Below are 22,975 nucleotides of genomic sequence, written 5' to 3' on the forward strand. Positions count from 1 at the left end.
GCCGTGCTGGTCGCCACGGCCGTCGGGGTGGTGATCGCCGAGACCGGCGGCAACAACGGCACGTCCAACGACAACACCGCCTCCGGCGGCGGCAGTGGTGCCAGCAGCAGCAGTTCGCCGTATCCGAGCGCGTCCGCCCCCGCCTCGGCGAGCAGCGGCGGCAGCGGCTCGGCGGGCGGCGGCAACGGGTCCTACGCGCATGTGCCCTCGGTGCTCGGACAGCCGGTGGACTACGCCGAGCAGAAGCTGGAGCAGGCGGGTTTCAGCGCCTCGGCCATCTCGGTGAGCTACCACTGCTCCAGCAGCGGGTCCGGGGTGTACGCGCAGTCGCCGAAGGCCGACACGCAGGCGGCCACCGACACGCAGGTGCAGCTGACCGCCTATGAGAACGACTGCGTCGCCTACACCGACGAGGTGGGGAAGACGCTGTCGACCGCGCAGAGCGACCTCGGCGGCTTCAGCCACGTCGGTGTGGTGTACGGCTGCGTCTCGGGTGCCACCGACGGCTATGTCGTCGGCCAGTCGCCGCAGGCCGGTTCGGCGACCTCGTATCCGCCGGGCGAGCAGATCACCCTGAAGGTGCAGCGGTGCGGCAGCTCGTCGTCCGCCTCCTCGTCGGCCCCGGCGTCGCCGACGGCGCCGACCACTCCCCCGGCCAGCAGCACCACCGGCAACTCCGGCTCCACCACGGCCAAAGGGGGCGGGAACCCGGTGACGGTGTCCGGCTCGCCCCCGGCGACGCCGGGGGCGAGCTGAGCGGACGGGGCCGGGGACGCGGACGGCGTGGGTCGGCGGGGCTAGGCCTCCGGCGTGGTGTGGTGCTCGCGGCGCAGCCGGAAGTGGAAGGGCAGGTGCAGTCGGCGGCGCGGCCGGGCTGCCGGCTCCGGGCGGGCCTCCGCCACCGGCTCGGCGGGCGCGGCGGGCTCGGCGGCGGCCGGGTGCGCCGGGGCGTGCCAGTGCGCGATGGTCTGGGCGACTCGTCCGGCTCGCATAATGCGCACGTGCTCGCCGCCGCACCCGGGGCAGGACGGCTTGGACAACGGCGAGGGGACGGGAACGCCGTTGGCCCGGTAGCGGGCGTGCACCAGACCCTCCCGGTCCACCTGGTGGCCGATCTCGTAGTCCTGCTCCCAGCCGTATCCGCAGTTCATGCAGGCGAAGGCGTAGGCCTCGTGGGTGACCGGACCGATGTCGTCGGTGGCGCGGGTCTTGCGGAGGGCGGTGCTGGGTGCGGGGTGTGCGACGAATTCGCTCATGGTGCTACTCCCGGTGCCCGGCGGGCGTTCGCCCGCTTGGGGTCTTTCTCCCTCCAACAATTACCCGTCCCGATCTCCTGGATTCGATCGGAGGGAATTCTCGGGCGATAGTTTTGCCTTCTTGGCACGGGTTCTACCTGATCACTGCCTTTGCTTGGCGTTCCTTTGCCCGAGCAAAGGAACGCCAGGCCGCTAGCCGGCGTTCTTGGCCGCCACCACCGCGTCGAACACCTCGCGCTTGGGCACCCCGGTCTCCACCGCCACTGCCGCGATGGCCTCCTTGCGCCGCTCCCCCGCCTCCTCGCGGACCGCGACCCGGCGGGCCAGCTCGGCCGGGTCCAGCGCGCCCGGGTCGGCCGGCGGCGCGCCCTGCACCACCACGGTGATCTCGCCCCGGACGCCGTCCGCGGCCCAGGCCGCCAGCTCGGCCAGCGGCCCGCGCCTGACCTCCTCGTAGGTCTTGGTCAGCTCCCGGCAGACCGCCGCCGGGCGGTCGCCGCCGAAGGCCTCGGCCATCTGCACCAGGGAGTCCTCGATCCGGTGCGGGGACTCGAAGAACACCATGGTCCGGGGCTCGGCGGCGAGGTCGCGCAGCCGGGAGCCGCGCTCGCCGCCCTTGCGGGGCAGGAAGCCCTCGAAGCAGAAGCGGTCCACCGGCAGCCCCGACAGCGCCAGCGCGGTCAGCACCGCCGAGGGGCCGGGCACTGCGGTGATCCGCACGCCCTGCTCCACGGCGGCCGCGACCAGGCGGTAGCCGGGGTCGGAGACCGAGGGCATCCCGGCGTCGGTGACCAGCAGCACCCGGGCGCCGCCGAGCAGCGCCTCCACCAGTTCGGGGGTGCGACCGACCTCGTTGCCCTCGAAGTAGGAGACCACCCGGCCCTTGGGGGTCACCCCCAGCCCGTTGGCCAGCCGCCACATCCGCCGGGTGTCCTCGGCGGCGACGACGTCGGCGGCGGCGAGCTCCTCGGCGAGCCGGGGCGGCGCGTCGGTGATCTCGCCGATGGGGGTTCCAGCCAGAATGAGTAGACCTGTCACGCCTTCATAGTCGCAGTTGGCGAGGTGGCCGTTCCACTGACAGGGTTCGCCCCTACGATGCACGGGTGAGCGGTGACAGGGCGACAGGGACAGGGCCGGACGGCGACGGGGCGGATCTGCTGACCAGCGACCGGGACGAGGACTCGTCCTGGCACGACGGGGAAGCGGACGAGAGCCCGGTCAACGGCCTGCACAGCACGAGCAGCCGTCCGCCCCGGCTGAGGAGCGCCTGGCAGCAGCGGCTGGCCCGGCTCGGCTACCGCGAACCGGACCGCAGGCCGCTGCGCGAGCGCCTGGTCCCGCCGATGCCGGACGGCCGGGGAATCTCCTCGGGCGCGCCCTCGGCGCTGCTGGCGCGCATCGGCGTGCACCCGCCGCAGGGGCTGTGGCTGTGGCTCTGCCGCTGGTCGGGCTGGCTCGGCCCGCTAGCGGTGACCCTGTTCGGCGCGTTGCTGGCCTTCGTCAACCTGGGCCGCCCGCACGCGATCATCTTCGACGAGACGTACTACGCCAAGGACTCCTGGGCGATCTGGCACTACGGCTTCGAGGTGAACTGGCCGGACTCGGCCAACGCCTCGATCCTGGCCAGTCCGCAGCACATCCCGGCCCCGACCGGCGCCGCGTTCATCGCGCACCCGCCGGCCGGCAAGTGGGTGCTGGGCATCGGAGAGATGATCTTCGGGCTGAACCCGGTCGGCTGGCGCTTCATGGTCGCCCTGTTCGGCAGTCTCGCCGTGCTGATGGTCTGCCGGATCGGACGGCGGCTGTTCCGCTCCACCCTGCTGGGCTGCACCGCCGGCCTGCTGATGTGCGTCGACGGCATGCACTTCGTGATGAACCGCACCGGCCTGCTGGACCTGTTCGTGATGTTCTGGGCCCTGGCCGCGTTCGGGCTGCTGCTGATCGACCGCGACCGGGTCCGGGCCGGACTGGCCGACGCGGTCGGCGCCACCGCCGACAACCCGGACGCCGCGCCGGACCACGAACGCGCCACCAAGGCGCGGCTCGGTTGGCGTCCGCTCCGGCTGCTGGCCGGGATCTGCCTGGGCCTGTCCTGCGCGACCAAGTGGAACGGCCTGGACTTCCTGGCCTTCTTCGCCGTGATGTCGGTGCTCTGGGACGCCGCCGCACGCAAGACCGCGGGCGCCCGCAACCCGTACCTGACCACACTGCGCCGGGACACCTTCCCGGCCTTCGTGTCGATGGTCGTCGTCGCCTTCTTCACCTACCTGGCGTCCTGGAGCGGCTGGCTGTTCAGCAACGCCCACGTCGGCAACACCTACGGCGGCTACGACCGGCACTGGGCGGACCACCGGGCCGGGCTCTCGCCCGACTCCTGGGGCCCGCTGAAGCACCTGCCGCAGGTGGACATGAGCTGGGTGCCCGCGCCGCTGCGCAGCCTGTGGCACTACCACTCGGAGATCTGGCACTTCAACACCACGCTGACCAGCCCGCACACCTACATGTCCAACCCGTGGAGCTGGCTGGTCAACGGCCGCCCGGTGTCGTTCTACTACGAGAGCGGCAGCATCAGCCCCTCGAAGTGCGGCGGCGCGCAGTGCTCCAGCGAGGTGCTGGCGATCGGCACCCCGCTGCTGTGGTGGGCGGCCTGCTTCGCGCTGGTGTACGCGCTGTACCGGTGGATCTTCGTCAGGGACTGGCGGGCGGCGGCGATCTGCTGCGGCATCGCCGCCGGGTACCTGCCCTGGTTCCAGTGGCAGCAGCGGACGATCTTCCTGTTCTACTCCATCGACTTCGAGCCCTACCTGTGCCTGGCACTGGCGATGATGATCGGCGCGATGCTCGGCAGGGCGACGGCCACCAGGGACCGCCGCCTGCTCGGGGGCGTGGGCGCAGGGGTGCTGGTGGTCGGGATCATGGCCACCTTCCTGTACTTCCTGCCGCTCTACGACGCGCAGATCATCACGTACACCGAGTGGCAGGCCAGGATGTGGTGGACCACCTGGATCTGAGCAGCCCGGTCACGAAGACTTGCGCGCGCGCAGCGAGTACATCAGCGGGACCCGGGGCTGTCCGGCCGGGAAGCGGTAGACCTCGGTGATGCCGTCGGTGCTGCGCTCGAACGACGTGAAGCGCTTGAACAGTGAGAAGTCGTGTTCGTGCAGGAACTCCAGCCGGAGTCCGGTGCCGATGAGCGCACTCACGATCTCGCCGAGGCCGTGCTGCCATTCGTAGGAGAGGTTGTTCTCGGTCTCCACCGTGGCGTCGGTGTAGGTGCCGGGCTCGTCCCAGCTCATCGGCCCGCGGCGGAAGTAGTCGGTGGTGACGGTCAGTCCGTTCTCGTCGAACACATCCGTGATCGGGTGGAACTCGCTGAGGTAGAGGAAGCCGCCGGGGGCCAGCAGCGCCGCGACGGTCTCGGCCCAGCGGGTGATGTCCGGGAGCCAGCAGAGGGCGCCGAGACCGGTGTAGACGATGTCGAAGGTCTCGCCGTCGAGGACCTTCACCGCGTCGTACACGTCGGCCGCGAAGAAGCGGGCGTCCGGCAGGTCGACCGTCCCGGCGAGCTCGCGGGCGGCCTCGACGGCCGGAACCGAGAAGTCCAGGCCGGTGACGGTGGCGCCGCGGCGGGCCCAGCCCAGGGTGTCCTGCCCGAAGTGGCACTGGAGGTGCAGCAGCGACTTCCCGGTCACCTCGCCGACCTCGGCGACCTCGAAGGAGCGCAGCGGGTCGGCGCCTGCCACGAAGCCCGGGATGTCGTAGAACGTGCTGGCGGTGTGGATCGGCACCCGCTCGTCCCACATCGCACGGTTCGCTGCCAGTTGCACGGCCTCGGGGGTCTCATCAGTGGTCATGGAGCAGCACGCTAGGCGCGGGGCCGAGCGGGTGTCCAACGACTTCGCGGCCGTGTCCGGAGCCGCGCTATGTCCGCTTCGACCGGATGTCTGGTCACAGTTTCCTCTCTACTCGCTTTCAACTCCCTCGAATCACGCCGGTTGCAGCCGACGCATACATACGATCCCGGGAGAACCAGTTGAGAGCGCGTTCGCGAATGTCGCGAACGCGGTGAATGCACACAGCGAGACCTAATTCGGGGGATCCGCATGAACAGGGGCGCCAAGTCCGCGGTCATAGGCACCATGGTCGTGCTGCTCGGCGCGGGCGGGTACGGGGCCTACAACGTGGTCCACGCCGTGGCCAACGTGGGCTCGTCGAGCTCCGCGAAGGCGGCGTCCACCGCGATGGCCAACACCGCGCCCAGCGAGGCGGACGCGGTCAAGCGCGCCCAGTCGTTCCTGGACAGCTGGAAGGCCGGCCCCGACCACTACACCGGCGCCGCGAGCCAGACCACCGACCCGGGCAATGCGCAGAACGCCCTGCAGTCGTACGCGACCGGGGTGAAGCTGTCGGCGATCTCGTTCAGCGACGTCGCCGTGACCGCACCGACCACGGCGCTTCCGGCCAGCGGGAACGCCAGCAACAACCCCGCCCTGGAGACGCACGTGACCTTCACGGTCACCGCCCAGGTCAAGGGCGGCACCTGGACCTACCCCAGCTCACTGGACGTGCTGCAGAACCAGGCCGGGCTCACCTCGGTCAACTGGGCGCCCAGCGTGCTCTTCCCGAAGCTGAAGGCGAACCAGTCGCTGGCTGCCGGACCGGTCACCGCCGACGCGAGCAGCGTGCGGGTGCTCGCCCGGGACGGGAAGACGGTGCTGACCGGCGACAAGTACCCGTCGCTGGCGGAGATCGTCAACACCATCGCCCAGCACGGCGGCACCACCGGCAGCAGCGCGGCCGAGAGCGGCAGCGGCATCGAGATCGTGGACTCCAGCAACGACCCGATCGCCACCGCGAAGGTGTTCACCGCGCCCCAGGGCGCCGCCGTCACCACCACCATCGACGCCCACCTGCAGGCCGCGGCCGAGGCGGCGGTGCGCGGAAGCAAGCTCAACGGCCTGCCCGCCGCCGTCGACGCCATCGACCACAGCAACGGCCAGATCCGCGCCATCGCCTACGCCAACACCGGCTCCGAAGGCAACACCGCGATCAACGCGGCACTGGCCCCCGGATCCACCATGAAGATCGTCACGGCGGCGGCGCTGTTCGACCACACGTCGATGACCCCGACCAGCAAAGCGCCCTGCGACGCGACCGCGACCGTGTACAGCCAGACCTTCCACAACGACAGCCCCTCGGACACCGATCCGAACGCCAGTCTGACGAAGGCGTTCGCTATCTCCTGCAACGTCTCCTTCATCAAGGCGGGCTTCAACCAGTTGGTGACCAACCACGACGCCTCAGCCCTCCACAACGAGGCCACCCAGGTGTTCGGCCTGGGCAGTTGGAGCATCGGCGGAGGCGTCCAGACCACCGACCCCAGCGTCCCGGTCCCGCCTGCGAACAGCCCCGACCAGGGCGCGCAGTTCATGGGCCAGGGCCAGGTCGCCATGAGCCCGCTGGTGATCGCCTCGCTCGCGGCCACCGTGGCCGAGGGACGGTTCGAGCAGCCGGTCATCCTGCCCGGGCAGCACCAGACCTCGGCATCGCAGCCGATGTCCAGCAGCACCGACAGCGACCTCAAGACGCTGATGCGCGCCGCCGCACACGACGGCGACGGCACCGCCTACCCCCGGATGCAGAACTTCTCGTCCACCACCGGAGCCAAGACCGGCACCGCCGAGACCGGCACCACCACCAACGGCTGGTTCACCGCCTACAACAGCCAGATCGCCGTCGCCTCCCTGGTCCAGGGCGGCACCACCGGCGTCGACTCCGCCGGATACGTCGTGCAGGCGGTGCTCACCGCCGACCAGTGACCCGCCCCGACCGGAGGTCAGGTCGCGGAGCCGGCCGCGGCGCCGGTGGCGAGGTCCGCGCCCCAGCGGGCCACGGCGGCGTCGAGGTCGAGGCGGTCGAGGCCGCCGCCGTCCGTCGGCCACTCCTCGCGCGGGACGCGCCACATGACCTCGAACTCGACGCCGTCGGGGTCCTTGGCGTAGAACGACTTGCTCACCCCGTGGTCGGTCGCGCCGACGAGCGACCCCAACTGCCGCAGCTTGGCGCCGATCTCGGCCAGCTCGCCGAGCGTGCCGACCTCCCACGCCAGGTGGTACAGCCCGACCTGGCCCTGCACCGGTCCGGCCGCGTGGTCGCCGAGGGCGAACAGGCCGAGGTCGTGGTCGTTGAGCGTGCCGGGCGCCCGCAGGAAGGCGGCCCGCTCGGGGATCTCCACGGCGACCTCGAAGCCGAAGACCTCGGTGTAGAAGTCGACGGAGCGACGGACGTCGCGGATGTAGAGCACTGCGTGGTTGAGGCGGCGGACGGGCATCGGAGGCTCCTCCTGGTCAGTGGCTGTCTGGCGTTGCTCAGGACAACGACATCTTCCCAGGAAAGTATTCCGGGCCTGAACGACATGCCCTAAGGGAACAGTCGCGTGAGCTCGGGAGCAGGCGACTGGGTTCGCGGCACCGGAGCCGCCGCTGCGGGCGCGGGCCGGAACCGTGCCCGCCACCACCGTGCCCGCCACCACGGAAGCGGGGCGCCTGCGGCGAGGCGGGACCAGAGGACGAGGAGCAGTGGGAGCTGCAGATAGCCGAAGCGGCCTGCGGGGGCGAGCAGGAACGCGACGGCGACGCCGAGCGCTAGCCGGTCCGCGGCCTGGACGGTGCTGCGCGGGGGGCGGCGGCACAGCCAGGCGGCGACGGTCAGGCAGCCGAGGGCGAGCAGGGTGAACGAGACCGCCCGGCCCACCGGGCCGAGCCCGGCCAGCAGGTGGCCGGGGAGCGGGCTGCCGGCCGGGGTCCTGACCGGCGACATTCCCAGCGGGAAGCGGACCACCTGTTCCAGCACCGCGTGCGGGGTGGCCAGCGCGGACGGGACGATCAGGGCGGCCGCGAGGGCGGTGCAGACCGCAGCGCAGCGCAGCGCCGCCCGGCGGCCGTACAGCTGGTGCAGCAGCAGCGCGGCCACCGGGAGCGCCGGCCAGGCGGTCCACTTCACCGCGCAGGCCAGGGCGAGGACCAGGCCCGCGCCGGTCGCGCGTCCGGTGCCGGCCAGGGCGAGGCCGAGACAGCAGCAGCCGATGAGCGGGAGGTCGACGCCGCCGGTCACCGCGACCAGGGCGACCAGGGGGGAGGCGGTGACGGCGGCCAGGGCGGCGAAGCCCCCCGCGGGACGCGAACCGGCGCCGTCGCCCCGCCGATCCGCCGGGCGCAGCAGCCGGCCGCAGGCGGCGAGGCAGCCGAGGAAGACGCCGAGGAACCAGATCCGGGCGTCGCCCAGCAGGGTGGTCAGCCAGCCGTGGCTCCCCAGGACGGCCCTGGGCAGCCCGAACAGCGACATCGCCGGGAAGTACGGGTCGTACTGGATGGCCTGGTTCGCGTTCGGCAGGTACGGGCTGCCGGTGTGCAGCAGCCGGACGGCGGAGTTCTGGACGACGAGCACCTCCGACTGCCCCTGGTGCTGGAGCACCAGCAGCATCAGCGGGAGCACCAAGGCCCCCAGCATCGCCACGGCGGTCGAGACGGTGGCGGCACGGTGCCGCGGGAGCCAGGCGCAGACGCCGGCGGCCAGCAGGTAGCCCGCCGCTGCCATGGCCCCCCAGGCCCGCTGCGTCCCCAGAGTGGAGGCGAAGGGGAAGACGGCGGCCCAGCCGGCGCAGACGAGCCAGCCCAGTATCCAGGGCAGGCGGGATCCGGACCACCGTGGCGTTTGGTCCGGTCGGGTGAATCGGTCGTCGTGCAGCTCCCCGTACCCGCGTGGGACACGCGGCATGTGAGTCGTCGTCACATGTCCAGACGCTACGAGGAACCCGGGTCGGATGTCGTCAACCTGGAGAGTGGAAGGCGTGTCGCCCTGTGGTAGGTGGTCAGCCCTCGCCGACGATACCCACCAGGCCGTTCTCGTAGGCGAAGACGACGGCCTGGGTGCGGTCGCGCAGCTCCAGCTTGGCCAGGATCCGGCCGACATGGGTCTTGATGGTCTGTTCGCTGAGGAACAGCTCCTCGGCGATCTCACCGTTGGACAGGCCCCGGGCGACCTGGCGCAGCACGTCCAGCTCGCGGGCGGTCAGCGCGGAGATCGCCTCGGGGCGGAGGCTGCCGGAGCGGCGGCGGCGGGCGACGTCGTCGATGAGGCGGCGGGTGACCGACGGCGCGAGCAGGGCCTCGCCTGCGGCGATCACCCGGACGGCGTTGATCAGGTCGCGGGCCGGGGCGTCCTTGAGCAGGAAGCCGCTGGCCCCCTGGGCGAGCGCCTCGTAGACGTATTCGTCCAGGTCGAAGGTGGTGAGGATGAGGACCCGGGGGCCGGGGGCGTGAGACCGCGGCCCGGCCGGGACCTCCGGATCGGCCGGGCCGGGCACGCCCGGCGGCACGGACTGCACGGGCAGCACAGGCGGCACGGGCGGCACGGGCGGCACGGGCGGGCCGACGATGCGGGCGGTGGCGGCGAGTCCGTCCATGCCCGGCATCCGGATGTCCATGACGACGACGTCCGGGCTGAGTTCGGCGGCGAGCTGGACGGCCCGCAGGCCGTCGCCGGCCTCGCCCACCAGTTCGATGTCGGGTGCCGAGGAGAGCAGCGCACCGAGCCCGTCCCTGACCATCTCCTGGTCGTCGACCAGGAGCACCCTGATGACCTTGACCGCCGTCCCTGCCGACTCTGCTGCTTCCGGTGCTTCCGTCATGCCCTGCTCCCCCGTCAGCCGTCCGCTTCGTCCCCGGATGATTCTCCTCCGCGCTGGGCCGGCACCCCGTCCAGGGGTAGCTCGGCCGTCACCTCGAAGCCACCGTGCTCGCGCGGGGCCGCGCGCAGCGTGCCGCCGAGCATCGCCGCGCGCTCCCGCATGCCGGTCAGGCCGTGGCCGCCGTTGCCGCCCGGAGCCGGGCCGCCGGTGCTCCGGCCGTCGTCGGCGATGTGCACCTGCACGACGTCGCGGGTGCGGACCACCTCGACCTCGACCCGGGCGCCGGGCGCGTGCCGGCCCGCGTTGCTCAGCGCCTCCTGGACGATCCGGTAGACCGAGACGTCGACCACCGCGGGCGGGCGGTCGGGGCCGCCGGCCAGGGTGAGGTCCACCTGCATCCCGGCCTGGCGGGCCGCTCTGACCATCTCCGGGATGCGGTCGATGCCAGGCTGCGGAGCACGCTCGGCGTTCTCGTCCTCCTCCCGGAGCAGCCCGATGACCCGGCGCATCTCGGTGAGCGCGGTGGTGGAGGCGGCGCGGATGGCGGTGAAGGTGCGCAGGGTCTGCTCGGGCAGGCCGGGTTCCTTGTAGGGGGCCGCCTCGGCCTGGATGGCGATCATCGACATGTGATGGGCCACCACATCGTGCAGCTCACGGGCGATTCGGGAGCGTTCTTCGAGCACGGCCTGCCGGGCCAGGCCGGCGCGGCGCTGCTCCTCGGCGGCGACCAGGTGCCGTTCGGCCTCCTGGCGGGAGTGGATGGACTCGCCGAGCACCAGCACCAGGCTGACCACGACGGCCGCCACCGCGAAGACCACCGGGGGCAGCGCGACCAGCGGGACGGCCGGGGCGAGGACCGCCAGCGCGGTCAGGAGGTCCACGCCGACGGCGACGTCCCGGCCGTAGACCTGCGCGGTGGCGAAGAGCAGCAGGGTGTAGGCGATGCAGCCGCTGACCGGCCAGGGCCAGAAGGGGGTCGGCGCGTGCCCGACCTCGGCGAAGGTGGTGAGGGTGAGTCCGATCGCGGAGATCCGCCAGGCCGCGAGGGGACGGGTGGCGGCGAGCAGCAGGGGGAGCACCTGCAGCCCGGCGAGGGCCCAGGCGAGGCTGCCCGGGACCAGCTGGTTGAGCTGGGTGTCGGCGGTGACGGTGAGGACGAGGACGGCTCCGCCGAGGGTCGCCGCTAGGGCGTAGCGGACGCGGTTGTGGTCGGCGAGGCTGGGCAGCAGGAGGACGCGCTGGTCGGGTGCGGCCCAGGCGGCTTGGCGGACCAGCGCTGCTAGGTGGACTACCGGGTTGAGCACGCGGGACAGGACGGCAAGCATCGTGGTCCGAGGATATGCGGCGTGGTCGGTTGTCAGGGGGTGCAACAGGCCGGGTTGTGACGTGCGGGTTGGCGGGTGGTCGGCCGCGCCCGTCGTCCTTCGGCAGGCGAGAGTCCCGCGCCCCTGGACAGAGCCGGGGGGCGATTCGGGCCGGCAGGGCTAGAAGTCGTGTCCGAGCAGCTTCTCGACCTCGGTGCGGGTGGGGAGCGAGGGCTGCGCGCCGGGGCGGGTGGTGGCGAGGGCGGCTGCGGCGTTGGCGTTGCGTACCGCCTCGTGCAGCGGCAGGCCCTCGGCGACGGCGCAGGCCAGCGCGCCGCAGTAGGCGTCGCCGGCCGCGGTGGTGTCCACCGGGGTGACCGCCAGCGCGGGGACCAGCAGGACCGCGCCCTCCTCGCACAGCAGCGCGCCGTCCGCGCCCAGGGTGACCACGACGGCGGACGGGCCGCGCAGGGTGCGGGCGGCATCCGCGACGGCGTGCAGGTCGTGCAGGTCGTGGCCGACCAGCGCGGCCAGCTCGGCGCGGTTGGGGACCAGGATGTCGACCATGTCCAGCAGGTCCCGCAGCCCGTCGCGGCCGGCCGTGGTGGACATGGTCAGCGTGGACCGGGCCGGGGCCGGGTTCAGCAGCACGGTGCCGCCCGCCAGCCGGGCCGCGGCCTCGACGGTCGCGGCCGGGATCTCCTGCTGCAACAGGGTGACGTCGGCGTCGCGCAGCACCGTCCCCGAGGCCGCGCAGTGCTCCGGCGCGAGGGTGGTGTTCGCTCCAGGGCTGACGATAATCGAATTCTCACCCGTGGCCCGGTCCACCGCGATCAGCGCCCGCCCGGTCCGGAACTCCGGCTCGGACTGCACCCAGGTGACGTCCACGCCCTCCCGTTCCAGGGCGGCCCGCAGCACGGTGCCGGCCACGTCGTCGCCGACCCGGCCCACCATGGCGACCTGCGCCCCCAGCCGCGCCGCGGCGACGGCCTGGTTCGCGCCCTTGCCGCCGGGATGCTCCGCGAGCTCCCCGCCCAGCACGGTCTCCCCGGGGACGGGATGGTGCGGCACCGGCACGACCAGGTCGAGGTTGATGCTCCCCACCACTGCGATCATCGGCATGCGCATCACTCTAGAGCCTGTCCGGAAGCCGGACCCGGCGCGCATCGTCGGACCGGCCCCGGGACGGAGTCGGGGAAGTCAGCCGTTGAGGACGGCCTGCATCACGGCCTTGGCGATCGGGGCGGCCAGTCCGCCGCCGCTGACGTCGGCGCGGTTCGCGTTGCCGTCCTCGATCACCACGGCCACCGCGACCGGGGAAGGCGCCGAGGCGCTGGGCTTGGCGTAGGAGATGAACCAGGCGTAGGGCGTCCCGGTGTTGCCGATGCCGTGCTGGGCGGTACCGGTCTTGCCGCCGACCACCGCGCCGGGGATGGCCGCGTTGCCGCCGGTGCCGTCGGTGACCACCTTGACCATGGCCTGCTGGATCTCGGCCGCCACGGTGGAGCTGATCGGCTGGGAGAAGGTCTGCGGGCCGAACGTCTGCACGGTCGTGCCGTCGTCCCTGGTGATCCTGGACACCAGCATCGGCTTCATCAGCGTGCCGTTGTCGGCGACGACCGCCGCCACCTCGGCCATCTGCAGCGGGGTGGCCGCAGTGTCGTACTGGCCGATCGAGGAGAGCGCCAGATACGCCTGGCCGGTCAGGCCGGTGTCGAAGTTGCTGCGCACCACCCCCACCGGGACGGTCTGGCTGCTCTGGTTGAAGCCGTAGGCCTGCGCCATCCTGACCATGTTCGCCTCGCCCACGTCCACGCCGAGCTTGGCGAAGACCGTGTTGCAGGACACCTGCAGGGCGTACTCCAGGGTCGCGTTGAGGCAGGCGTCGCCGGCGCTCTCATTGGTGATCGCCGTGCTGGTGTCCTTGGCGGTGTAGGGGTTGGGCGAGTCGGTGGCGACGTCGACGCCGCTGACGACGTTGTTCGCCAGGCCGGCCGACATGGTGACGACCTTGAACGTGGAGCCCGGCGGGTAGGTCTGCCGCAGCGCCCGGTTCAGCATCGGCTGGGCCGGGTCGGCGGCGAGCGTGGACCACTGCTGGGTCACCGCGCTGCCGGTGCCGGTGATCCCGTCGGGGTCGTACGAGGGTGTGCTGGCCAGCGCGAGGATCCTGCCGGTCGAGGGTTCGACGGCGGCGACCGCGCCGCGTTTGCTGCCGAGGCCGTTCAGGGCGGCCTGCTGGGCCTTGGCGTCGATGGTGGTGTAGACGTCGCCGCCGGGGACCTGGGAGCGGCTGATCGCGTCCAGCAGCGGGCGGGTGGAGAGCGACGACGCCGAACCGGAGAGGTAGTCGTCCTCGACCCCCTCCAGCAGGGTGTTCCCGTAGGTCTGCGAGGAGAAGCCGGTGACCGCGGCGTACAGCGGGCCGTCGGTGTAGCTGCGCCGGTACCGGTACAGGCTGTTGCCGGTGGTCTTCGAGCCGGTGACCGGTTTGCCGGCCACGATGATGTCGCCGCGGGGCTGGGAGTAGCGGGCGATGGTGGCGCGCTGGTTGGCGGCGTGGTCGTTGTACTTCTTCGCCTGGACCACCTGGACCCGGGTGAGGTTCACCAGCAGCGCCAGGATCAGCAGCAGGCAGAACATCCCGGCCCTGCGGGCCGTGCGACTCAGCGAGAGGCGTACCGCCCCGGGCTGGGCCGCGGCCGCCTGCTGCTGCCCTGACCTGCGGTTCTTACGACCGAAGGGGCTCATGGCTCGGGCACCGCCCGGGTCCCGTGCTCGTCACCGTCGTCCTCGTCGCCTTCGTCGCTGTCGTCATCGCCGCCGGCGCCGCCGTCATCGCCCTGGGGGGCCGGCGCGGTCGGGCGGGGCGCCGACGGGGGTGCCAGGACGCCCGGCTCCGCGGGCAGGCCGGGGCGGCGGGCGGCGTCGCTCATCTTGAGCAGCAGGGCCACCAGGATCCAGTTGGTCAGCAGCGAGGACCCGCCCTGGGCCAGGAACGGCATGGTCATCCCGGTGAGCGGGATGAGGTCGGTCACTCCCCCGGCGACCACGAACACCTGCAGGGCCAGCAGCGTGGCGAGGCCGATCGACAGCAGCCGGCCGAAGGGGTCGCGCAGCACCCGGCCGGTCCGGTAGCCGCGGACCACCACCACCGCGTAGACCAGCAGCAGCGCGGCCAGGCCGACCAGGCCCAGTTCCTCGCCGAAGGTCGAAAGGATCCAGTCCGACTTCACCGCGAAGCCGATCAGATAGGAGTGGCCCTGGCCGAGCCCGGTCCCCAGCATGCCCCCGGCTGCGAAGGCGAACAGCGACTGGGCCAGCTGGTTGGCGCCCTGACCTGCTTCGATGCTGGCCATCGGGTACAGCCAGTCGACGAAGCGGCTGTGCACATGCGGCTCCCACAGCGCCACCGGCACCACCGCGACGCCGACCATGACCAGGCCGACGGCGATCCAGCCGATGCGTCCGGTGGCGACGTACAGCATCACCACGAACAGGCCGAAGAAGATGAGGCAGGTGCCCAGGTCCTGCTCCAGGAACAGGACAGCCGTGCTGAGCAGCCAGATCACCACGATCGGGCCGAGGTCGCGGCCGCGCGGCAGCTCCAGCTTCCAGATCTTCCGGCCCGTCAGCGCGAGGACGTCGCGGCCGACGGCGAGGTAGGCCGCGAAGAAGATCGCCAGGGCGATCTTGGCGATCTCGCCCGGCTGGAAGGAGAGCGGCCCGATCTTGATCCAGATCTTGGCGCCGTAGACCGCCGGGAGGAAGATCGGGACGATCATGAGCAGAATGGAGCCGAAGGCCAGCACATAGGCGTAGCGCTGCAGCACCCGGTAGTCCCGAAGGAACAGCACCACGGCGATGAAGAGCGCCACGCCGATGGTGCTCCACATCAGCTGCGACGGCGCCGAGGAGGTCGCGGTGGCGCGGTCCAGGCGGTAGATCACCACCAGCCCGAGGCCGTTCAGCAGCACCGCGCAGGGCAGCAGCAGCGGATCGGCGTACTTCGCCCGGAGCCGCACGGCGGCGTGCGCGAGCAGGGCAAGGACGCCGAGGCCGACGCCGTAGCCGACGGTGTCGGCGGGCACCTTGCCGTCGATGGCGGAGCCCACGTCCGCGTAGCCGTAGACGGCGATCACCACCGCGAACAGGGTGAGCATGAGCTCCGTCGCGCGGCGGGATCGCACCCTGCCGGGCGCGGGCACGGGCGCGGGCGCGGGGATGGTTGCGGCGGCCATCGGCGTCCTCATGGTGGTGCGTGGTCGCGGTTTGCGCAGTTCCCCGCGCCCCTGAAGACGCGAAGTCAGGCCTGGGCCGCGCGGACGGCCTCGCGGAGCTGGGTCTCCTGGTCCTCGGTGAGGGAGGTCTGGATCAGCTGGCCGCCGAAGGGGGCGATCTGCGGGACGACCTTCTCCTGCACCGCGTTCTGGACCAGCACGAACAGCGCCGCGGCCCCGGGGACCAGGCCCTGGCCGACCTTGCGCATGAAGTCGTCGTCCACGCCGAAGTCCTGGGCGGAGCCCACCGCCGCGCCGGTGGCGCCGCCGATCGCCGCACCGAGCAGCGGCATGAAGAAGATCAGCCCGATCAGCCCGCCCCAGAGCGCGCCCCCGGCCGCCGCCATGCCGGTGGTGTTGACGGCCTGGTGCAGCTTGACCTTGCCGTCCTCCTTGCGCTCGACCACGACCGCGTCGTCGAGCTGGATCAGCTTCTGCTTCTGCAGGTCGGCGAGGAGGGACCGGACCTTCTCCGCGGTGGCGAGGTCGGGGTAGGCGACAGCGATCAGAGTGCTCACGGTGTTTCCCTGTCCTGTGCTGAAGGGGGACCTGGCTGCAACTACCAGGGAACCTAACCGCAATTGACCCATTTGTCCGATTTGCTGGTCGGCGTGTCGCTACTTTGCTGCGTCCTGACGCATCGCCAGGGTGAAGCCGATCTCCGCCCCGCCGCCTTCCGCCTTCGAGCGGTTGCGGGCGTAGACCGAGCCGCCGTGGCTCTCGGCGACCTCGCGGACGATCGACAGGCCGAGCCCGGAGCCGGGCAGGCTGCGGGCCTTGGTGGCCCGGTAGAAGCGGTCGAAGATCCGGCTGAGGTCGGCCTCGTCGATGCCGGGGCCCCGGTCCAGCACCGCGACCTGCCCAGGACGGACCCGCAGCCTGATCTCGGAGCCGTCGGCGGCGAACTTGGCGGCGTTCTCGACCAGGTTGGTCATCGCCCGCTGCAGCGCGTTGGGCCGGCCGGTGCCCGGGGTCGGCACCGAGTCGACCACGATCTCGCGGCCGGTGCGGCGGCGGGCCAGGTCTGCCACCCGCTCGGCGAGCAGGTCCAGCTCGATCTCGGTCGGCTCCTCGACCTCCCTGCGGTCCGCCGCCAGCTCGACCAGCTCGTTCACCAGCACGCTGAGCTCGCGGGTCTCCGTCGCCAGGTCGTCCAGCAGCGCCTCGCGCGAGTCCTGCGGCAGCCGGTCCAGGTGCGGCAGCGCGGCGATGTTGGTGCGCAGCGAGGTCAGCGGGGTGCGCAGCTCGTGCCCGGCGTCCTGGACCAGTCGGCGCTGGTCGTCCTTGGAGCGGGCCAGCCGGCCCAGCATGTCGTCGAAGGCCCGGCCGAGCCGGCCGATCTCGTCGCTGCCGCGGCGCGGCACGTCCACGTCGAGCTGCCCGGTGGAGGCGACCTGCTCGGCCGCGCCGGTGAGCTGGACCAGGCGGCGGGTGATCCGTCCGGCGAGCCACCAGCCGGCCGCCCCGGCCGCGATCACCACCGCGGTGGCGACCAGGGCGACCCGCTCCAGCAGCAGGTCCAGCAGGTCGTCGGTGGAGCTGAGCAGTTGCGAGAGCTGCACCGCGCCCCGGCCGTCCCCCAGGGAGACGGTGACCACGAGATAGCGGTCGCCGTCGATGTTCTGCTCGACCCTGCGGGTCTTGCCGGCCGCGCCGTTCGCGGCCAGCTTGGCGTCGGCCGGCTCCACCCGGAGCGGGTCGGGGACGCCCTTCTTGACCACCGTGCCGCCGCCGTCGACGACTTGGATGCCGATGTCGCCGGACCGGGTCAGCTGGTCCTCCAGGCCGTCGCGGCCGGCGGTGGTGGGCAGGAAGTCGGCCGTCGACCGGTCCGAGGTCTGGACGGCGCCGACCAGGGTGTCCAGCGACTGGCTGAAGTCATTGGCGCGGTCGTGCCGGATCAGCGTCGCCGCGGAGTCGTAGCCGAGCACGCCGACCAGGACCGCGACCATGGCGGCCACCCCGGCGAAGGCGATGGCGAAGCGCGCCCGCAGACCGGCCGGCAGCGGGTGGCGCGCCGGCCGGGCCGCCCCGCCGACTGCGGAGCGGCCCTCGCCCGGCTCCGTCACGGCTCGCGCAGGGTGTAACCGACGCCCCGGACGGTGTGGATCAGCGCCGGGGCGTCCGGCAGTTCGAGCTTGCGGCGCAGATAGCCGATGTAGACGGCGAGGTTCTTGGAGCCCGGGCCGAAGTCGTAGCCCCAGATCCGGTCGTACACGGTGCTGTGGTCCAGCACGATCCCGGCGTTCCTGGCCAGCAGCTCCAGCAGGTCGTACTCGGTGCGGGACAGCGCGATCTCGGTGCGCTGCCGCCAGACCCGGCGCGCGGTCGGGTCGATCCGCAGATCGGCGACCTCGATGATGTCCTCGGTCGCGAAGACGTTCTGGCTGGACGGGGGGTCGGCCGGGACCGGGACCGGCGTGGCCCGCCGCAGCAGTGCGCGCAACCGGGCCAGCAGTTCGTCCGCCTCGAAGGGCTTGACCATGTAGTCGTCGGCGCCCGCGTCCAGTCCGGCGACCCGGTCGGAAGTCTCGACCCGCGCGGTGAGCATCAGGATCGGCGTGCGGTCGTTCTCCGCCCGGAGCACCCCGCACACGGCGAGGCCGTCGATCCCCGGCATCATCACGTCCAGCACGATGACGTCCGGACGTTCCCGGTGGATCGCCGCCAGGGCCTGGATGCCGTCGGCGACGGCGGTCACCTGGTATCCCTCCAGGGTCAGCAGTCGCACGACGGAATCGCGGATGGCCCGGTCGTCCTCGGCCAGAAGTACTGTCGATGTCACAGGCACGATTCTCGCCGCCGCGTGTGAGATGAAGGTAAGAGGGATTCCCCCGAGTCTCTCATCCCCCGTAGACGGTGAGCACGGCGCCGTCGATCTCGATCCGCCGTGTCCCGGTGAGCTCGCCGCGGCGCAGCGCGGCGAGGCAGCGGCGGAACAGCAGCATCTCCTCGCCGTCGAGGACGGCGGCGGCGAGGTCGAGCACCTCGGCGAGGCTGCCTTCGGTGAGCACCGCGGGCAGCTCGCCGGAGAGCAGGACGACGGACTCGCCGCTGCTCCCCCGGACGACGGCGGTGGTGGGGCCCCCTTGAACGACCAGCATGGATTCCCCCTGGTCCCGGGGGGCGGCGTGCGACTCACCCGCCCCTCTCGGGGATGACGCTAGCCGCATATGCGGACGAGAGCAGGGGTCACTGCCGATATTCCCCCGATCCGGTCATGTCCGGGCATTCAGGGAACCGCAACTGGCAAAGCAGGCGTGTTAGTTGTCCGCCTCGGTACGGTCGCTCTGCCCGGTCACTCCGGCCGGGCGCCGCGGTCCAGCAGCGACTCGACCAGCGCGGCGACATGGCGCCGGTCGTCGACCGAGAGCTTCTGCAGACTGGCGATCAGCACGTCCACCTCCGGGTCGGTGGCGACCGCGGCGTCGGCGGGCTCGCCCGCGTAGAGGTGGATCCCGCAGGCCTCCGCCGCGGCCCGGCGGATCGTGTCAAGCGGCAGGTCCAGCGCCCGGGCCAGCCCCTCCAGAGTGGCCGGCTGCGGCATCCTCACCAACCGTTCGGTGGTGGCGAGATGGTGCACGGTGGAACGCGGGATGCCGCCCCTGCGGGCCGCCTCGCCGTAGGACCAGCCCTGCTGGTCAAGGCGGCTCCTCATCAACTGCTGCAGGGCGTTGGACACCTGGCTCGCGCCTCCTGTCGGCTGCCCCTTCGGCGGCCTGTGACGGTCCGATTCTACGGCGATCACCGGTCGCGTCACCGGTTCACCCGCTCCCACCTGGGGATTTCTCTCTGTTACCAGTCCGTTGCAGAAAGTCGCAGCGGAATCGCTTGCGCCGCTTCCCCCAGGCCTACTACTGTCCAATCTCGTTGGACAAGACGTCCGACCGAGTTGGACGGGAGTGGGGGGGATCCCTCCCCGTCCGACCGCAACTGTCCATTCCTTAGGGGGAATTGACCATGCTTGAGATGCACGAGCTGGACAACGAGTCGGCCGAGCTGCTCCCCGGCCGCGAGGCGCTGAGCACCTTCAAGTTCACCAAGGTCTCCGTGACCAACGTGACCAAGCACATCGCCAACGTCGGTGCCAGCAACACCTCCTCGGCCGGTAACTTCCTGTCGCTGGGCTCGGTCGCCCAGTCCGGCGCCGACCAGGGCATCTGCATCAGCCAGTAGCGGTACCGCGACTCCGAATCCCCGGGGAGCGACCCCCCGAACCCCCTCGCGAACCCGCAGCGGGCGAGCGTGGGGCGGTGGACACCACCGGCCCGTCGCAACAACTCACACACCGTCAGCATCCTTCGCCAGTACACCACGAAAGGCACCACCATGAGCATGGACATGCACGAGCTCGACGCCGAGTCCGCCGAGCTGCTCCCCGGCCGCGAGGCGCTGTCCACGGTGAAGTTCAGCTTCACCAAGAAGGTCAACGTGACCAAGCACGTGGCCAACGTCAGCGCGAGCAACTCCTCGGTCGCCGGCAACTGGGGCTCGATCGGCTCCGTGGCCCAGTCCGAGGCCACCCAGGGCATCAGCATCACCCAGTAGCGGGCACCTGCTCCACCGCACGACCGCAGTAACGCACTACGCAGCATCAGGGGGCGCGGGCCGCGCCAGGGGAGGGCGCGGCCCGCGCCGGGGGAGGACAGGCACAGCAATGACCGTCAGTGTGGAGCCGGGGGCGCTGGTCCCCGGCCCGGGGGGATTCGCCACCTCCTGCCCGGTGTCCGACGTCACCGAGAGTTGGACCTCGGCGGGTTGGACCGCAGACCCGCAGGCGGGGCCGCCGCAACCGCGCCAGGACGCGGCACCGGACCCCGTACCCGCGTTCCCCGTGCCGCGGCTGAGCGCGGGGCTCCGCCTGCACGGCAAGTACCAGGGCTCCGGGTTCACCGAGCCCAGGTACATCGCCCGCCGAGGGGACGGCCAGGTGGTGCAGCTCTCGCGGCTGCTCCACCTGGTCGCCGGCGCCGTCGACGGCATCCGCGACACCGAGCGCATCGCGCACCGGGTCAGCGGTCTGTACGGACGCGAGGTCAGTGAGGAGAACATCGCCTACCTGGTCGAGCAGAAGCTGCAGCCGCTCGGCGTCACCGTCCCGTTCGGGCAGGAGGACGACGAGGTCTCCGGCGCGCCCCGGTCCGACCTGCTGCTGGCCCTCAAGGGCCACAAGGTCATGTTCGGCCCCAAGCGCGCCAACGCCATCGGCCGCTCGCTGGCCTGGCTGCACCGTCCGCTGATGGTGGTGCTGGTACTGGCCGCGATGGTCGCTATGGACGTCTGGCTGTTCGGCTTCTACGGCGCGATCACCCCGGTGCTGGAGGTGCTCAACCAGCCGGTGCTGCTGCTGGCGGTGTTCGGGCTGACCGTGGCGTCGGTGGTGTTCCACGAGTTCGGGCACGCCTCCGCCTGCCGCTACGGCGGCGCCCATCCGGGCTGCATCGGCTGCGGGTTCTTCCTGATCTGGCCGTCGATGTACACCGACGTCACCGACGTCTACCGGCTCGGCCGCGGCGGGCGGATCAGGACCGACCTGGGCGGCGTCTACTTCAACATCGTCTTCATGCTCGGGATGGGCGGCTGCTACTTCCTGACCGGCCAGCAGTTCTTCCTCAGCGCCGTCTACCTGGGCCACTTCGAGGTGCTGGAGCAGCTGATGCCGGCCGTCCGGCTGGACGGCTACTACATCCTGGGCGACCTGGCCGGGGTGCCCGACCTGTTCGGCAAGATCAAGCCGATCCTGCTGAGCATGCTGCCGGGGAAGCCGATCCGCCCCGAGGTGGCCGGGCTCAAGCGCTCGGCCCGGGTCATCGTCACCACCTGGGTGCTCACCATGGTGCCGCTGCTGCTGGGCGACCTCGGCTACGCGATGTGGAACCTGCCGCGGATCCTGACCACCGGCGCCCGCTCGCTGGTGGCCCAACTCAGCGGCACCGCATCGGCGTTCGCCGACGGGCACTTCGCCGTGGGGCTGGTCGGCGTGCTCGGCAGCTTCATGCTGGTCTGCCCGCTGCTCGGGATGGCCTACCTCTCGGTCAAGCTGGGCGGACGGCTGGTGCGGACCGCGCTGCGGGCCACCAGCGGCAGCCCCAGGCTCCGGCTCGCCTTCTGCGCCGCCGCCGTCAGCGCGGTCGCCGGCCTCGGGGTGGCCTGGGCCGGCGGCGCGACCCCCAAGCCGCTGCCGCCGCAGCCGCCGCTGGTCCCGGTACTGCAGCCGGGGGTCCCCACCTCCGCGCCGACCGGTCCGGGCTCCGGACTGCCGAGCACCGGCGGCCCCAGCGTCCCGGCAAGCCCTGGCGGCGGGATGAGCAGCGGTGCCGGGATCATCCCCGGGGCCACCCCTTCGGCCTCCGCGACCGCCTCAGGCACCGCGACCTCGGCCGCCTCGACGCCGGCCGCCGGTCTCACCACCCCGGCCACGACGCAGCACACGGCGCCGGCCGGACCGCCGGCCACCACGGCCGCACCGACCACCCACCCGGCAACCACGCCGCCGGCCACCTCGGCGGCGCCCACCACCGCCGTACCGACCACCTCCAGTGCGTCGACGACCGCTTCGGCGCCGCCGACCACGTCCGCACCGGCCAGCACCACAGCAGCTCCCCCGGCCACGCATTAGCCGCTGCCATCCGGCCACCACCACGCAGGACATCCGTCAGGAGAGAACGAATGAACCTCAACGACCACCGCAGAGTGGCCCCGCGTACCGGGGCCGGCCGCAAGGCCGTCCGGCTCGGGCTGCTGGCCACCATCGGCCTGGGCGCCGTCGCCACGGCGGCGAGCGCGCAGGCCGCCGCCCCCGGCAGCTTCTCCAACAACGCGCACGGTGTGGCCATCGCCGACAACACCGCCCTGGCCCACGCCAACCCGGTCCAGCGCACCGCCTTCGACGACTCCTTCACCGTGCACCAGTACGGCGCGGTGTTCGCGGCGGCCGCGTACAACCAGGCCGCCGCCAACTCCTCGTCCTGCAGCGCGGCCGAGCCGTGCCGGTCGGTGGCGCTGTCCTTCCAGATCATCACCATGGCCGGGGAGAACATCCACCTCAACGCCCAGAACCACAGCCGGGCGACCAACTACCACTGCGCGGACTGCCAGACCTTCGCCGGGGCCTACCAGTTCATCGTCTCGACGCCCAACCCGTTCACGCTCAGCTCCACGGCGCAGCGCCAACTGGCGGAGATCCACCGGAAGCTGGACGCCCTGGGCCGCTCCAAGGACTCGATCGCCTCGGTCCAGGCCCAGGCCGACTCGCTGGCCGCCCAGGTCACCGCGATCCTGAAGGCCGGTGCCGCCACCGCCCCCAAGGGCCCCGGGGTGGACGCCCTGGCCGCACAGGCCCCCACCGTCACCATGCACCGCATGCTGACGCACTGACAGCTGCCCCGATCGGGGCGGGCGAGGCGGGGTTCGCCCGGCGCCCCCCCATTTGGCTGTTTAAAAAAA

General features: G+C 71.9%; 22 protein-coding genes. 7 read left to right on the forward strand and 15 right to left on the reverse strand.

Annotated elements, in window-relative coordinates:
- Nucleotides 1-756 (forward strand): PASTA domain-containing protein (locus TR46_RS31900; RefSeq protein WP_042408737.1); only part of this gene is annotated, 756 nt, incomplete at its 5' end.
- 41 nt (nucleotides 757-797) lie between these two features.
- Here TR46_RS31900 and TR46_RS40245 read toward each other — a convergent pair.
- Nucleotides 798-1,256, reverse strand: a complete 459-nt coding sequence (locus TR46_RS40245) for a hypothetical protein (protein WP_063770718.1) — start codon at nucleotides 1,254-1,256, stop codon at nucleotides 798-800.
- A gap of 192 nt (nucleotides 1,257-1,448) precedes the next feature.
- Complete coding sequence (rsmI, locus tag TR46_RS31910) at nucleotides 1,449-2,294, reverse strand: 16S rRNA (cytidine(1402)-2'-O)-methyltransferase (RefSeq protein ID WP_042408741.1); 846 nt, start codon at nucleotides 2,292-2,294, stop codon at nucleotides 1,449-1,451.
- 65 nt (nucleotides 2,295-2,359) lie between these two features.
- On the opposite strand from rsmI, the gene TR46_RS31915 reads away from it, so the two are divergent.
- Nucleotides 2,360-4,267, forward strand: a complete 1,908-nt coding sequence (locus tag TR46_RS31915) for a dolichyl-phosphate-mannose--protein mannosyltransferase (protein WP_236655613.1) — start codon at nucleotides 2,360-2,362, stop codon at nucleotides 4,265-4,267.
- 9 nt (nucleotides 4,268-4,276) lie between these two features.
- Here the strand turns inward: TR46_RS31915 and TR46_RS31920 are convergent, their stop codons facing one another.
- Nucleotides 4,277-5,110, reverse strand: a complete 834-nt coding sequence (locus tag TR46_RS31920; protein WP_042408743.1) for a class I SAM-dependent methyltransferase — start codon at nucleotides 5,108-5,110, stop codon at nucleotides 4,277-4,279.
- A 249-nt stretch (nucleotides 5,111-5,359) separates the two neighbouring features.
- Between TR46_RS31920 and TR46_RS31925 the strand changes: the two genes are divergently transcribed.
- Nucleotides 5,360-7,075 (forward strand): penicillin-binding transpeptidase domain-containing protein, encoded by a 1,716-nt coding sequence (locus tag TR46_RS31925; protein ID WP_042408745.1) that lies wholly within the window; start codon nucleotides 5,360-5,362, stop codon nucleotides 7,073-7,075.
- A gap of 17 nt (nucleotides 7,076-7,092) precedes the next feature.
- Here the strand turns inward: TR46_RS31925 and TR46_RS31930 are convergent, their stop codons facing one another.
- The 12 genes from TR46_RS31930 to TR46_RS31985 all read right to left on the reverse strand — a co-directional run bounded on the left by TR46_RS31930 (nucleotide 7,093) and on the right by TR46_RS31985 (nucleotide 19,211).
- Nucleotides 7,093-7,587 carry a VOC family protein gene (locus TR46_RS31930; RefSeq protein ID WP_042408748.1) on the reverse strand — a complete coding sequence of 165 codons (495 nt, stop codon included), beginning with the start codon at nucleotides 7,585-7,587 and terminating at the stop codon, nucleotides 7,093-7,095.
- Between the two features lie 89 nt (nucleotides 7,588-7,676).
- Nucleotides 7,677-9,032 (reverse strand): glycosyltransferase family 87 protein, encoded by a 1,356-nt coding sequence (locus tag TR46_RS31935; protein WP_052433272.1) that lies wholly within the window; start codon nucleotides 9,030-9,032, stop codon nucleotides 7,677-7,679.
- Between the two features lie 94 nt (nucleotides 9,033-9,126).
- Nucleotides 9,127-9,945, reverse strand: coding sequence for a response regulator (locus tag TR46_RS31940; RefSeq protein WP_042408751.1), 819 nt, complete (start codon nucleotides 9,943-9,945; stop codon nucleotides 9,127-9,129).
- A gap of 14 nt (nucleotides 9,946-9,959) precedes the next feature.
- A complete protein-coding gene (locus TR46_RS31945) occupies nucleotides 9,960-11,270 on the reverse strand; it encodes a sensor histidine kinase (RefSeq protein WP_052433273.1) in 1,311 nt (436 codons plus the stop codon).
- Nucleotides 11,271-11,429: 159 nt separating this feature from the next.
- Nucleotides 11,430-12,371: a ribokinase gene (gene rbsK, locus TR46_RS31950; RefSeq protein WP_369406018.1), complete on the reverse strand. Its 942-nt coding sequence runs from the start codon at nucleotides 12,369-12,371 to the stop codon at nucleotides 11,430-11,432.
- Between the two features lie 78 nt (nucleotides 12,372-12,449).
- Nucleotides 12,450-14,000, reverse strand: coding sequence for a peptidoglycan D,D-transpeptidase FtsI family protein (locus TR46_RS31955; RefSeq protein ID WP_369406019.1), 1,551 nt, complete (start codon nucleotides 13,998-14,000; stop codon nucleotides 12,450-12,452).
- Nucleotides 13,997-15,490, reverse strand: a complete 1,494-nt coding sequence (locus TR46_RS31960) for an FtsW/RodA/SpoVE family cell cycle protein (protein ID WP_063770719.1) — start codon at nucleotides 15,488-15,490, stop codon at nucleotides 13,997-13,999. The genes TR46_RS31955 and TR46_RS31960 overlap by 4 nt, the downstream gene beginning before the upstream one ends.
- Before the next feature lie 65 nt (nucleotides 15,491-15,555).
- A complete protein-coding gene (locus tag TR46_RS31965) occupies nucleotides 15,556-16,047 on the reverse strand; it encodes a DUF1269 domain-containing protein (RefSeq protein WP_042408752.1) in 492 nt (163 codons plus the stop codon).
- Nucleotides 16,048-16,146: 99 nt separating this feature from the next.
- Complete coding sequence (locus TR46_RS31970) at nucleotides 16,147-17,598, reverse strand: sensor histidine kinase (protein WP_236655614.1); 1,452 nt, start codon at nucleotides 17,596-17,598, stop codon at nucleotides 16,147-16,149.
- The gene (locus TR46_RS31975) at nucleotides 17,595-18,314 is read right to left on the reverse strand and encodes a response regulator transcription factor (protein ID WP_042408755.1); all 720 of its coding nucleotides are present in this window, start codon (nucleotides 18,312-18,314) and stop codon (nucleotides 17,595-17,597) included. The genes TR46_RS31970 and TR46_RS31975 overlap by 4 nt, the downstream gene beginning before the upstream one ends.
- 58 nt (nucleotides 18,315-18,372) lie before the next feature.
- The gene (locus TR46_RS31980; RefSeq protein WP_042408758.1) at nucleotides 18,373-18,633 is read right to left on the reverse strand and encodes a hypothetical protein; all 261 of its coding nucleotides are present in this window, start codon (nucleotides 18,631-18,633) and stop codon (nucleotides 18,373-18,375) included.
- A gap of 194 nt (nucleotides 18,634-18,827) precedes the next feature.
- On the reverse strand, nucleotides 18,828-19,211 hold the full coding sequence (locus TR46_RS31985) for a helix-turn-helix domain-containing protein (RefSeq protein ID WP_042408761.1): 384 nt from the start codon (nucleotides 19,209-19,211) through the stop codon (nucleotides 18,828-18,830).
- Between the two features lie 278 nt (nucleotides 19,212-19,489).
- Here TR46_RS31985 and TR46_RS31990 point away from each other — a divergent pair, with 278 nt between their 5' ends.
- From TR46_RS31990 to TR46_RS32005, 4 genes are all read left to right on the forward strand, one after another.
- On the forward strand, nucleotides 19,490-19,705 hold the full coding sequence (locus TR46_RS31990; protein WP_042408764.1) for a hypothetical protein: 216 nt from the start codon (nucleotides 19,490-19,492) through the stop codon (nucleotides 19,703-19,705).
- 153 nt (nucleotides 19,706-19,858) lie between these two features.
- Nucleotides 19,859-20,077: a hypothetical protein gene (locus TR46_RS31995; RefSeq protein ID WP_042408767.1), complete on the forward strand. Its 219-nt coding sequence runs from the start codon at nucleotides 19,859-19,861 to the stop codon at nucleotides 20,075-20,077.
- 109 nt (nucleotides 20,078-20,186) lie between these two features.
- Entirely contained in the window at nucleotides 20,187-22,148 is a 1,962-nt protein-coding gene (locus tag TR46_RS32000; protein ID WP_236655615.1) for a zinc metalloprotease, read from the forward strand.
- Between the two features lie 50 nt (nucleotides 22,149-22,198).
- Nucleotides 22,199-22,906, forward strand: coding sequence for a hypothetical protein (locus tag TR46_RS32005; RefSeq protein WP_042408770.1), 708 nt, complete (start codon nucleotides 22,199-22,201; stop codon nucleotides 22,904-22,906).
- The last annotated feature ends 69 nt before the right edge of the window (nucleotides 22,907-22,975 follow it).

Origin of the sequence: Streptacidiphilus carbonis, from assembly GCF_000787775.1 — a bacterium.
Classification (GTDB): Bacteria; Actinomycetota; Actinomycetes; order Streptomycetales; family Streptomycetaceae; genus Streptacidiphilus; species Streptacidiphilus carbonis.